At 66.2% G+C, this 11,692-nt stretch carries 12 protein-coding genes; 8 read left to right on the top strand and 4 right to left on the bottom strand.

The window, feature by feature from the left end; all coding sequences use genetic code 11:
- Window positions 1-109: 109 nt before the first annotated feature.
- Both PW734_10960 and PW734_10955 read left to right on the top strand, forming a co-directional pair.
- A complete protein-coding gene (locus PW734_10960; GenBank protein MDE1171706.1) occupies window positions 110-526 on the top strand; it encodes a hypothetical protein in 417 nt (138 codons plus the stop codon).
- A complete protein-coding gene (locus PW734_10955; GenBank protein ID MDE1171705.1) occupies window positions 523-921 on the top strand; it encodes a response regulator in 399 nt (132 codons plus the stop codon). Before PW734_10960 ends, PW734_10955 begins: the two co-directional genes overlap by 4 nt.
- Here the strand turns inward: PW734_10955 and PW734_10950 are convergent.
- A complete protein-coding gene (locus tag PW734_10950) occupies window positions 887-1,921 on the bottom strand; it encodes an LLM class flavin-dependent oxidoreductase (protein ID MDE1171704.1) in 1,035 nt (344 codons plus the stop codon). The genes PW734_10955 and PW734_10950 overlap by 35 nt on opposite strands.
- Before the next feature lie 114 nt (window positions 1,922-2,035).
- Between PW734_10950 and PW734_10945 the strand changes: the two genes are divergently transcribed.
- From PW734_10945 to rfbH, 5 genes are all read left to right on the top strand, one after another.
- Window positions 2,036-2,473: an Ohr family peroxiredoxin gene (locus PW734_10945; protein MDE1171703.1), complete on the top strand. Its 438-nt coding sequence runs from the start codon at window positions 2,036-2,038 to the stop codon at window positions 2,471-2,473.
- 230 nt (window positions 2,474-2,703) lie between these two features.
- Entirely contained in the window at window positions 2,704-4,305 is a 1,602-nt protein-coding gene (locus tag PW734_10940) for a hypothetical protein (protein MDE1171702.1), read from the top strand.
- A 5-nt stretch (window positions 4,306-4,310) separates the two neighbouring features.
- Window positions 4,311-5,081 (top strand): glucose-1-phosphate cytidylyltransferase, encoded by a 771-nt coding sequence (rfbF, locus tag PW734_10935; GenBank protein ID MDE1171701.1) that lies wholly within the window; start codon window positions 4,311-4,313, stop codon window positions 5,079-5,081.
- Between the two features lie 9 nt (window positions 5,082-5,090).
- Complete coding sequence (gene rfbG, locus PW734_10930) at window positions 5,091-6,206, top strand: CDP-glucose 4,6-dehydratase (protein ID MDE1171700.1); 1,116 nt, start codon at window positions 5,091-5,093, stop codon at window positions 6,204-6,206.
- A gap of 11 nt (window positions 6,207-6,217) precedes the next feature.
- The gene (gene rfbH, locus PW734_10925; protein MDE1171699.1) at window positions 6,218-7,708 is read left to right on the top strand and encodes a lipopolysaccharide biosynthesis protein RfbH; all 1,491 of its coding nucleotides are present in this window, start codon (window positions 6,218-6,220) and stop codon (window positions 7,706-7,708) included.
- 7 nt (window positions 7,709-7,715) lie between these two features.
- On the opposite strand, the gene PW734_10920 is transcribed toward rfbH, so the two are convergent.
- Genes PW734_10920 through PW734_10910 form a run of 3 tightly spaced genes read right to left on the bottom strand, consistent with a single transcriptional unit; the run spans window position 7,716 to window position 10,478 of the window.
- Window positions 7,716-8,768, bottom strand: a complete 1,053-nt coding sequence (locus PW734_10920) for a GDP-mannose 4,6-dehydratase (GenBank protein ID MDE1171698.1) — start codon at window positions 8,766-8,768, stop codon at window positions 7,716-7,718.
- A 4-nt stretch (window positions 8,769-8,772) separates the two neighbouring features.
- A complete protein-coding gene (locus PW734_10915; GenBank protein MDE1171697.1) occupies window positions 8,773-9,516 on the bottom strand; it encodes a glycosyltransferase in 744 nt (247 codons plus the stop codon).
- Between the two features lie 2 nt (window positions 9,517-9,518).
- Complete coding sequence (locus PW734_10910; GenBank protein MDE1171696.1) at window positions 9,519-10,478, bottom strand: NAD(P)-dependent oxidoreductase; 960 nt, start codon at window positions 10,476-10,478, stop codon at window positions 9,519-9,521.
- A gap of 150 nt (window positions 10,479-10,628) precedes the next feature.
- Between PW734_10910 and PW734_10905 the strand changes: the two genes are divergently transcribed.
- Window positions 10,629-11,648 (top strand): hypothetical protein, encoded by a 1,020-nt coding sequence (locus tag PW734_10905; GenBank protein ID MDE1171695.1) that lies wholly within the window; start codon window positions 10,629-10,631, stop codon window positions 11,646-11,648.
- Window positions 11,649-11,692 lie beyond the last annotated feature (44 nt).

The raw sequence follows: 11,692 nt of genomic DNA, 5'->3' as shown, positions 1-11,692 counted from the left end.
ATTCATGGCCGCTATTTCTTCATCCGAAAGGCTTCCCGTTCAAGCAAAAGGAGAAGATAGGGAAGTCTACGGGTAGTCGGACCGCCCCGATGTGCTAAGGTGGGGGCGGATGAATCCGGCCGCCGAACCGATCCCCGTCGAGGTGCTCCCCCCGGAGGAGCCCGCCGTCCCGGCCGGGCGGAAGACTTTCTACCACCCGGCCAGCGGCCTGGCCATTTTGGGCGTCGATATCCTGGCCTTTGGGTCGGAGGCGGCCACGGGCTTCCTCGACACGCCGCTCATGTGCGTCCTGGCTTTCTTTTCCTCCCTGGCGCTGGTCTACCTGATCCAGACGCGCTGGGCGGGGAACGGCCGGGCCGCCGCGTGGGGAAAGGCCCTTCTGGGCGCCTTCCTGGCCGGTCTCCCTTTTTCCATCGCGGGCACCCTCTTCGGCGCGGCCATCCTGGCGCTGGCCGGGCTGCCCCATCCCAAGGCGCTGCTCCGCTCCTGGCTTTGGCGCCGCGTGGCCGGCCGCTCCCACTCTTGAAAACCAAAGAAACTCCCCCGGCTCCCCGCGTCCTATTGGCCGACGATTCCGGCCTGAACCTCCTCGTCGCCCAGGCCTTCCTGGAAGGTTTCGGCGTCGAGTGCGACATCGTCCGCGACGGCACCGCCGCGCTGGCCAAGGCGCTGGAGGCGGACTACGCCGCCATCCTCCTGGACATCCAGATGCCCGGCCTGGACGGCTGCGAGGTGGCCCGGCGTCTCCGCGCCCGGGAAGAGGAGGAGAAGATCCGCCGCGTCCCCATCGTGGCCGTGACCGCCTACACCCGGGAGGGCGACCTGGCCCGCTTCCGGGAGGCGGGGATCGACGACTTCCTGGCCAAGCCCTTCGAGCCCAGCCAGCTCAAGGCGAAGCTGCGGACGATCCTGCCAGCTTGAACTCCTCCGCGAAGAGCGCGTAGGAGCGGGCGCGCGCGGCGGGATCGTGCGTCCACGTCAGGATCGCCGCCTCGTCCAGCTTCCAGGCGGCGGCCATCTCCCGCAGCCGCCGGCCCACCCGCGCCGGGGTGCCGATCAGGGCGCCTTCCCGCAGCCGCTCCAGATATTCCTCCTCCTGCCGCGTCCGGGGCTCGGCGGCGGCCTCCTCTGGGGAAACCAGGGGGCCGAAGACGCCCCGGTCCCGGTTCAGCCGCCACCGCTCCCGCGTGCGGAAAAGGTGGCGCGCTTTTTCCTCCGTCTCCGCCGCCAGCGCCCAGACGCAGACGGAGGCGTACGGCCGGGGATGCCGCGCGCTGGGCTGGTAGAGCCGGTGATAGTCCTCGAAAGCCTCTTCCGCCCCGCGCCCTTCCGAAATGAAGTGGGCCAGGCAGAAGGGAAGGCCGAAGCGGGCGGCCAGCCGCGCCCCGTCCGTCGTGCTGCCCAGCATCCAGACCTCCGGGGTAAAGGGGCCTTCCGGCAGCGCCTTCACGCCGTGGAAGGGATGGTCCTTCGCCAGGGGCAATCCGGCGACCCAGTTCAATAGGTCGTCCATCTGCGCGGGGAAGGCGTCTCCCGCGCCGGGAAAATCGGGATTGAGCGCGCGGGCCGTCTTCATATCCCCGCCGGGCGCGCGGCCCACGCCCAGGTCGATCCGGCCGGGAGCGATCGCCTCCAGCACGCGGAACTGCTCCGCCACTTTCAGGGAGGAATAGTGGGGCAAAAGGACTCCGGCGCTGCCCACCCGGATCCGCCGCGTGGTGGCGGCGATCGCCGCGATGAGGACCTCCGGGGCCGACCCGGCGATGCTGTCCAGGTTATGATGCTCGGAAACCCAGAAGCGCCGGTAACCCAGTTCCTCGCAGCGGCGCGCCATCTCGATCGTCTCCCGGATCGACACGTCCTGCCCGCGTCCGGCGACGGCGATCGATTGGTCCAGGACGGAAAGGGAGAGATCGGCCATCCATCCAGCGTAGCCGTCCCCGGCCGTCGCGCAATTTGCAGGACGCGAAAAAATCGTTTCCCCTGCGGATAAGAGAGGGGAGAGCCGCGGCACGCATCCTGCGGCCCCAAAGGGATGAACACGTTAACCGCGAATGAACGCAAAGTCGTCTACACCGCCGAAGTCGTGAACCAAGGCGGCCGGGAGGGGACCGCCGAGTCGGAAAACGGCGGCCTGCGCGTCTCTCTGGTGCCTCCGTCCGCATCGGAGGACGGGCATGAGGGAACCAACCCGGAGCAACTCTACGCCGCCGCCTACGGAGCCTGCTTCCACGCCGCGTTGGACAACGCCGCGGAAAGGGCGGGCTTCCCGATCAAAGGCTCCACCCTGACCGCCCGCGTGACCCTCTACGAGGACCACCAGGGCGGCTACGAATTGGGCGTCGAGCTGCGCGCCAGCCTGCCCGGAATCCCGGAGGCGCAGGCGGAGCGGCTGCTCCACCAGGCCCATACGACCTGCCCGTATTCCAAGGCGGTGCGGGGCAACGTCGACGTCCGCCTGACCCTGGATTAGGTTTACAAAAACGGGGGGCTTCCCTTGGATAGCCCCCCATGTTTGGGCTTTCTAGGCAACGGGGCGTCCTGGCGGTTTTGTTTGTTGCCCTGGGGATCCTTGCCTTGGCGCGCTTTTGGGGCATGGGGCTTTTCTTCTGGGACTCCGTGACGTGCCAGATAAGCGGCCTGCGGTGGCTGTCGGGGGATTGGAGGTTCTGCCTTGAGAACGGGTGGGAACAAATGCAGGGGATGGGGCGCTTTCACGCCGCCTTTCAGCTGGCTTACAACGCGGTTTTTGGCGCCGCCAGCTTCCTCCTTAGCCCGGATGCCAACGCGTGGTGGCCGCTCTTCGGCGCCGTGGGGTTCCTTTCCTTGGCCCTTTTCAGCTGGGGAGTGGGGGTTTACCTGAATTCGGCCCGGATCGGCGGACTGGTCTTCGTGGCGATCATGTCCGGCGTCACCGTGAACCTGGACGGGCACCTCTTTGACACCTGGCCCAGTTTGGAAGTTTGTTTTGCCTTCTGGGGCGCGGGCCTGGCCTGCGAGCGGGAGGCGGCACCTTCCCGGGCATGGGCCGCCCTGTTTTATTTCCTGGCCATCTGCCTGGGGAACGAGGAGATGGTGCTATTCGTGCTGGGGCTGGCGGGCGGGCGCGTCCTTGCCTTCCGCCGGACGAAAGGGCGGAAGGACCTGGCCAAGGAATGCGCCGCGCCGGTTCTGGGCGGCCTCCTCTTCGTCCTCTGTTTCCTGGCGTTCCGGCATTGGTTCCCGCCCACCTATGAGGGATCCGTCCTTTCCCTACAGCAGCCGTGGCACTCCTTTTTGGCGTGGCGCAATATCTCGCTCTCCGAACTCCCGGCGTACGATTTTTTCCGTTTGCTGGTCAGGCACGGCGGGCACTTCGCTTCCTTTATCTTGAGCTTCGCGTGGCACCCCGGCTGGATGGCCGTCCTCCTGGGCTTCACGGCGCTGTGCGTGGCGGCGGGCCGGTATTTACTGCGTTGGGAGGAGGGGGAGGGCGAGGCGCCCCCGGAGAGGCGCACGGCCCTGGCCTGGGGGCTGCTGCTGGGCGTGCTGGTGAGCAACGTGCCGCTGGCCTTCACCTCCAAATACCGGGAGTGGTACCGGTCCGCCCACCACGGATTTTACTACACCTACAGCTTCTACGGGTACGCCGCGCTCTGCGTGCTGGCGGTCCTGCTCTTTTGGAAAATCAGGCACGGGGCGCGCGTCCCGCAGCGATGGAAAAAGATGGCGCCGGCCCTGCTTTTGGCCTTCCTCGCCTTGAACGCCGTGAGCAGCACTTTCAGCTCGCGTTACTACTTGGCGAAGATCGTCCGCCTTCGGGGGTATTGGTCCCTGTTTGAAAGCCTGGTGAGCCATGAGGCCGAAATTTTTCCTGACAACCGCGTTTGCCACGTCGTCGCCCCCCAATTCGCCATACTGCCGGGCATGACGTGGCTGAACGCCTATTGGGAAGCGAAGGCGTCCCTCTGCGCCCGGCGCAAGGGCCTGCCTCCTCCCGGAAAGATCGATTTCATCGAAAAGCCGCCGGAGCGGCGGCAGCCGGGGGAAAGTTACTACCTCCTGCATATCGACGATTCCTTATCCGACCCCTTCCAGGGCCGCGCCGTCCTGTGGCTGGCTCCCTTGCCCCCGGGATTCCCCGGCCAGGCCGTGCGGGGGCCGGTTTGGCTTTTCGCCGATCCCATGGGCGGAAGCGGGGTGAATCGCCGCGCTTATCCGCAGGCGGCGGGCGGCTTTCGGGAAACGGAACTTTCCCCGGGCGGAAAGACGATCCGTCTGGACGATTTCACGGGTGATCCCGCACAGTGGGCTTTTCATTCCTAAACATTATGAAGGCAGTGATCTTAGCGGGCGGCCTCGGCACCCGGTTGGCGGAAGAGACGGCGACCCGGCCCAAGCCGATGGTGGAGATCGGCGGCAGGCCGATCCTCTGGCACATCATGAAGACCTACTCCGCCCACGGCATTCACGACTTCGTGATCTGCGCGGGTTACAAGGGGTACATGATCAAGGAGTATTTCTCCAACTACTTCCTGCACATGTCCGACGTCACCTTCGACATGCGGCACAACAAGATGGAAGTCCATGAGCGCCGGGCGGAGCCCTGGCAGGTCACCATCGTCGACACCGGGGAGGAAACCCTGACCGGCGGCCGCCTGCGCCGCGTCCGCGAATACGTGGGGGACGAGACTTTCTGCTTCACCTACGGCGACGGCGTGGGCGACGTCGACATCACCGCCCTGGTGGCCTTTCACAAAAAGCAGAAAACGCATGCCACCCTGACCGCCGTGCAGCCTCCGGGCCGCTTCGGCGCGCTGGAGATCGGCGGGGACGCCCGCATCGCCTCCTTCCGGGAGAAACCCCACGGGGACGGCAACTGGATCAACGGCGGCTACTTCGTCCTGGAGCCGGGAGTCTTTTCCCACCTTCACGACGACAAGGACATCTGGGAGCGCCGCCCGCTGGAGGAGCTGGCCGGAGCGGGCCAGCTCTCCGCCTACAAGCACGGCGGCTTCTGGCAGCCCATGGACACCATGCGCGACAAGGTCCACCTGGAAGAACTATGGGCCTCCGGCGCCGCGCCGTGGAAAAAGTGGTAGAATCCGGCCATGGCCTTCGCTGACGTCTACCGCGGCCGCCGCGTCCTGGTCACCGGGCACACCGGGTTCAAGGGCGCCTGGCTTTCCGAGTGGCTCCTGGGCCTCGGCGCCCAGGTGGAGGGCCTGGCCCTCCCGCCGCCGACGGAGCCCGCCCTCTTCGACCAGCTCGGCTTGCCCAAGCGGATGAAGCACCGCGTGGGAGACATCCGGGACCAGGCCTTGGTGGAGGCCGCCGTGAGGGAGGCCGCTCCCGATTTCATCTTCCATTTGGCCGCGCAGCCGCTGGTCCGCTACTCCTATCAGGAGCCGGTGGAGACGTACGCCGTCAACGTCCTGGGCACCGCCCATCTCCTGGAAGCCGTCCGCAAGGCGGGCCGCCCCTGCACCGTCGTCGCCGTGACGACGGACAAATGCTACGAGAACCGCGAGTGGGTCCACAGCTACCGGGAAGAAGACCCCATGGGCGGCTGGGACCCTTACAGCTCCTCCAAGGGAGCCGCCGAACTGGTCATCGCCGCTTACCGCCGCTCCTTCTTCTCCGCGCCCGATTCCCCCGTCCGCCTGGCCTCCGGCCGCGCGGGCAACGTCATCGGGGGAGGGGACTGGGTGGCCAGCCGCATCGTCCCCGATTCGGTGAAAGCCCTGGCCGCGGGGCGCCCCATCTCCGTCCGCAACCGCCATGCCACCCGGCCCTGGCAGCACGTCCTGGAGCCCTTGGGCGGCTACCTGTGGCTTGGCGCGTGCCTGGCCAAGCCGGAGCTGGCCCTCCTGCCGCAGCACGTCCGGGAAAGCTTCAACTTCGGTCCCGGCCTCGATTCCAACCACCCCGTGTCCGAGCTGGTGGAGGAAATCCTGCGCCACTGGCCGGGCCGGTGGGAAGACGGGACCGATCCCGCCGCCCCGCACGAGGCCTCCCTCCTGAACCTGGCCATCGACAAGGCCCGGCACGTTCTGGGCTGGCGGCCCGTCTGGGCCTTCGGCCCCACGGTGGAAAAGACGATCTCCTGGTATCGCCAGGCCCAGGAGGGGAGGTTTGATGCCTTGGCCTTCACCCGCCAGCAAATCGCGGCTTACGAGGCCGATGCCCGCGCGCAGGGCTTGGCTTGGGCGAAGGTTTCCGGTTAGCTGGCTGGCCCATGTCCCGTTCCGCCGCTGAAATCAAGGCCGAGATCCTCCGGCTGACCCGCGAATATTCCGCCCTGGCCCACAAGGCGCAGCGTCCCGGCGTGGAAAACGCCGCGCCGTTCCATCCCGGCCAGACCACCGTCCCCTACGCGGGCCGCGTCTTCGACGAGGACGAGGTGGAGGCCGCCGTCGGCGCGACGCTCGACTTCTGGCTCACCCTGGGGCCGGAGGGGGAGGCCTTCGAAAAGGAGCTGGCGGGCTATCTGGGCGTCAAATACTCCCTCTTGGTCAACTCCGGCTCCTCCGCCAACCTCGTCGCCTTCGCCACCCTGACCAGCCACAAGCTGCCGCCCGCGCGCCGCGTCCGCCCGGGGGACGAGGTCATCACCGTCGCCGCCGGGTTCCCCACCACCGTCGCCCCCATCCTGCAGAACGGTGCGGTCCCCGTCTTCCTGGACAACGATCCGGCCACCGGCAACCTCCGCATCGAGCGGCTGGAAGAGGCCTTCACTCCCGGCAAGACAAAGGCCGTCATGATCGCCCACACCCTGGGCAACCCCTTCGACCTCGGCGCCGTCCTCGAATTCTGCCGCAAGCACGAGCTGTGGCTGATCGAGGACAACTGCGACGCCCTGGGCTGCACCTACTCCATGCCGATCGAGCGGGCCAAAGCCCTGGGCTTCACGGAGAACTCCCCCGGCATCCCGGCGGACGGCACCCACATCACCCGCTACACCGGCACCTGGGGGGACATCTCCACCCAGTCCTTCTACCCGCCGCACCACCTCACGATGGGGGAGGGCGGCGCGGTCAGCATCGTCTCCCGGCCGCCGCTAAAGACCTACGCGGAAAGCTTCCGCGATTGGGGCCGCGACTGCTGGTGCCCCAGCGGCAAGGACAACACCTGCCAGAAACGTTTCGGCTGGCAGCTGGGCGAGCTGCCGGAGGGCTACGACCACAAGTACATCTACAGCCACTTCGGCTACAACCTGAAGCCCCTGGACCCGCAGGCCGCCATCGGCCGCCGCCAGCTGAAGAAGCTCCCCGCCTTCGTCGAGGCGCGGAAGCGGAACTGGGAGCGCCTGCGCGCGGGCCTGGCCGATTGCGCCGACGTCTTTGACTTCTCCCTGCCCACCCACGCCACCGGCTGGACGCCGGAGGGCTTCACCTGGGACGCCACCGGCTGCCGGACCGATTGCTCCTGGTTCGGCTTCATGATCCGGATCAAGTCCGGCGCCCCCTTCACCCACACCGACCTGGCCCGCCATCTGGACGAGAAAAAGATCGGCAACCGGATGCTCTTCGGCGGCAACCTGCTGCGGCAGCCCGCCTTCGTCCAGCTGCGCAAAGACCGTCCGGAGGCCTTCCGCGTCGTCGGGGAAATGACCGGCGCGGACGAGATCATGCGCTCCGCCCTCTTCCTGGGCACCTACCCGGGCCTGAGCGAGGCGATGCTCGACTACGAGATCGAGACGGTCCGCGCCTTCGTGAAGAAGCGGTAGGGCCGGATCAGGCCACCGCCGCCTTGCCGCGCTGCTCGGCGTCCAGGACGGCGGCCCATTCGGCCATCCGGGCCACGCCCTTTGCCTTGTCGACGCGCGGCTTCCATCCCAGAAGGCGCTCCGCCTTGGAGGAATCGGCCACGAAGAAGCGCTGGTCGCTATGCCGCCAGGGCAGCATCTCGTAGCGCAGCTTGATCTTCAGCATCTCCTCCAGCATCAGGAAAAGCTCCAGGAGGGAGCTGCTGTTCTCGATGCCGCCGCCAATGTTGAAAGCCTGGCCCTTGGCCTTGTCCATGTGCTCGGCGGCGGCCAGGTAGGCGTCCACGGCGTCGTCCACGTAGAGGAGGTCGCGGACCTGCTTGCCGTTGCCCGCGATGGTGAACGGCGCGCGTTCCGGGTCGTTTTGCGTGGCGATGGCCTGCTGGCAAAACCAGCCCACCCACCCCTGGTCGAAGGTGGCGTATTGGCGGCCGCCGTAAATGGTGGAGTGGCGGAAGACCGCCGTGTTCAGGCCGTAGACGCGGGAATAATCCAGCATGTATTGGTCCGCCGTCCCCTTCGAGCAGCCGTAGGGCGTCTGGAAGTCGAGGGGGGCGCTTTCGTCGACCCCGCGCGGGTGGCCGGGGGCGGCGTAGCGCAGCGCCTCCTCCGCCAGGGGCACGGTGTGCAGCTCCCCGTAAACCTTGTTGGTGGAGGCGTAGACGACCTTCGCGTCCGGGGCGTGGCGGCGGACCGCCTCCAGCAGGTTGAAAGAGCCCATGGCGTTCGTCTCGAAGTCGAGGCGCGGATCGTTGATGGAGGTGGTCATGGCCACCTGCCCGGCCAGGTGGAAGACGGCCTCCGGCTTCGTCCGCTGGAGCACGGCGTCCACGCCCTCCGCCTGGCGCAGGTCCAGTTTGACGAAGTCGATGTCCCCCAGGCCGCGGAGCCACTCCAGGTTGGAGGCGCCTCCGGACCGGCCCAGGTGGTCGCAGACCGTCACGGACGCCCCGCGCTCCAGCAGGCGGGCTACCAAGTTGCTCCCCACAAAACCACAACCACCCGTCACGATGCATTTCATGTGCTTAAGCCCTTTCCATTTTGGCGTTGGCCTTCCAGGCGCCCATCGCCTTCCGTTTTAGCTGATGCAGCCGGGCCAGCGTCGTCAAATAGCTGGCGGCAAAGGCCAGCAGATTGCGCTTCGTCTTTCCTTCCTTGCGCTTTTCGAAGTTGAACGGGATCTCCTTCACGCGATAGCCGTCGGCGGAGAAGCTGAGCTTCACCAGGATTTCCTCCACGATGTCGAAGTTCCGGCAGTCCAGCTCCAGGGCTTTCAGGTCCTGCCCCCGGTAGAGGCGAAAGCTGTTGGAAACATCCGCGCAACGCAGGCCCAGGACCCACCGGTAGACCACGTTGACGACCAGGCTCATGAAGATGAGGATGGCCGAGTTTTCCGTATGCCCGCCCGGGATATAGCGGGAGGCGATGACCAGTTCCGCGTTCTTCCTTTCCGGCCAAAGCTTGGAGATGAATCCGGGATTGTGGGAGCCGTCCGCGTCCATGAAGACGACCCACTCCCCGGCGGCCTCGTCAATGCCGGTCTTCACCGCGTCCCCGTAAGAGGAGCCGCCCCGCCGGGGCACATAGCGGACGCCCTGGGCGGCGCAGACGGCGGGCGTGCCGTCGCGCGGCGTTTCGGCGTCGACGACCAGAATCTCCCCGTCGACCTGCAGGCCGGCCAGGGCCTCCTTCAGCCGGGGCAGGAGGTGGACCAGGTTGCTCTCCTCCTCGTAGGCGGGAAGTACGATGGAAAGAGAAACGGGATTCATGTTCATTGTTCTCGGGGTTGTACGACCTGGAGGTCGGGGAACGACTCTCGGGCCAATTGCCAGACAGCATGGGCCAAATTATGACGCGGAGACCACTTTAATTCCTCCCGCGCGGCGGAAATGTCCGCCACCAGGCAGGGGGACTCGAAGCGGCCGGGCGGCCGCTCGCCGAAGCGGAGGTCGGCGGAGACCCCCAGCTCCCCCATGACGCGCTCGATCACGGAGCGCAGCGATTCCAGGCGCCCGGAGCCCAGGTTGCAGACGCGCGGACTGCCCGGCTCCGGGCTGCCCGCCTCCGCCGCCAGGATCAGGCCGTGGGCGATGTCCCGCACGGAGCAAAAATCCCGCAGCTGGCTGCCGGAAGAGAGAGACATCGGCTGCCCGGCGGCGGCGGCCCGCAGGATGGAGGGGAAGAGGCGGGTCCGGTCGTCGTTCGGTCCGGTGAAGGAAAAAGGCCGCAGCACCGTCAGCGGCACCTTGAACTCCAATGCGGCGGAGCGAACCAGCAGATCGGCGGCGGCTTTCGTCGCGCCGTAGGGGTGGAGTGTGCCCAGCGGATCGTCCTCCCGCAGCGGGCGCTCCTGCGGCTGGTAAGCCAGGCCGGTGCTGACGAAGACGTAATGGCATCCCGGCACGGCGGCGGCGATCTCGCAGAGCGCGATGCTCGCGTTGACGTTCACGCGGACCAGCTCGGGCAGGCTGGGGCGGTCTGTTTCCATTCCCGTCGCCGCGCAATGAACGAGGCAGGTGGGGCGGAAGTCGCGGATATGGGCGGCGGCCTCCGGCCCATCGAGGGTTTCAGCGAGCGCCTCCTGGATGTTGGCCGTCGGAGGGAGGGTCTTGGAGCCGGGCCGCCTCAGGGCCAGGATCCGCATGCCGGGCCGGTTTGCCGCCTCCCGCAAAAAGCTTCCGCCGAGCGTGCCGGTACCCCCTGTCAAAATCACCCGATGCTCGGTTGCCATGTTCTTTTGCTTCCTAATAGGCCTGAGAAGCCCGTCGTTTTAATGGTTTTGCCTTCGCAAGCCCACCTTTTTGTCTCGGGGAAGCCCCTAAACCCCTGAAGAACATAAGTATTGTGCGGCGAAAGGGGTATCCGCTAAGGGGTAGGCAGCATGAAGCCATCTTCGTCCGCCGCGCGGTTCTCTTTCCCCTATCTGCAGGTCCTGATCCTGTCTCTCATCTTCACGGTCCTCTACATCATGTCGGTGGGGCAGGACTGGGAGTATTCCTCCATCGTCAAGCAGGGGACCTTCCATGTGCACGCGCCGGTCCTTTTCCGCTTCCTCATCCCGTTCATTCTTTGCCACGTCTACATCCCGCACCACGTCCTGGACACCAATCCCTTCCGCTTCGGGGCCGCGCTCGTGTCGGTGATTCCCTGCTTCGTCCTGCTGCGCCCCTACGCGGAGCGCCTGGCCGGGCGCGTCCTGGAGCCGCGCCTCCTCAACATCGTGTTCTTCACGATATTGTCCATGCACTACACGGGCGCCCGCATTCTCAACTGCTATTACGTCTACGACTTTCCCGCCATCGGCTTCTACATGATCATTTTCCTGATGCTCACGTCGGCCAATTTGCGGACGGTCGGCCTCGGCGTGGCGCTGGCGGTCGTCTTTTCCCTGAGCCGGGAAACCGTCATCTTCGCGACCTTTCACGCCGCGGCCTTCCACTTCGTCCGCCAGCAGCCCTATTTTTCCCGGAAATTCTTCCGCGCGGTGTGGCCCACCGCCCTTGCCTGCCTGCTCATCGGTCTGGTGCACCTGCTGCAGCTCCATCTTTGGCACTACTCCGTCGCCACCAGCGTGGCATCGCACACCGACGGCGATTTCCGCTTCGTCTACTTCGCCAAGCGCATCCTCTCCGACCGGGAGGTCCAGGTCCAGCTGCTCTACTTCGGCTGCGGCATCCTCCTTTGGCTGCCGTGCATCTTTTTCCGGCTGAACAAGCTGGAGAAATTCCTCCTCCTGGCGACCATTCCCGGCCTGATCATGCTCGAATATGCCGGAAACATGGTTGAGCTCCGGATCTACAACGAGTTCGTTCCCTTCATCACCTTCCTTTTCTTCAAGTATCTCCTGCTTGGGGACAGGGAGCCTGAGGCCGCGCAAGGCGACAAAAAGATAGGCTTCTGACCGGGGCGGGGTTCTAGAAAAGCCCGGCGGCCTTTTGATGAAGC

Origin of the sequence: Verrucomicrobium sp. (assembly GCA_028283855.1) — a bacterium.
Taxonomy (GTDB): Bacteria; Verrucomicrobiota; Verrucomicrobiia; order Methylacidiphilales; family GAS474; genus GAS474.
The sequence above is the reverse complement of the archived record's forward strand: the minus strand, read 5'-3'. Positions and strand labels throughout refer to the sequence as shown.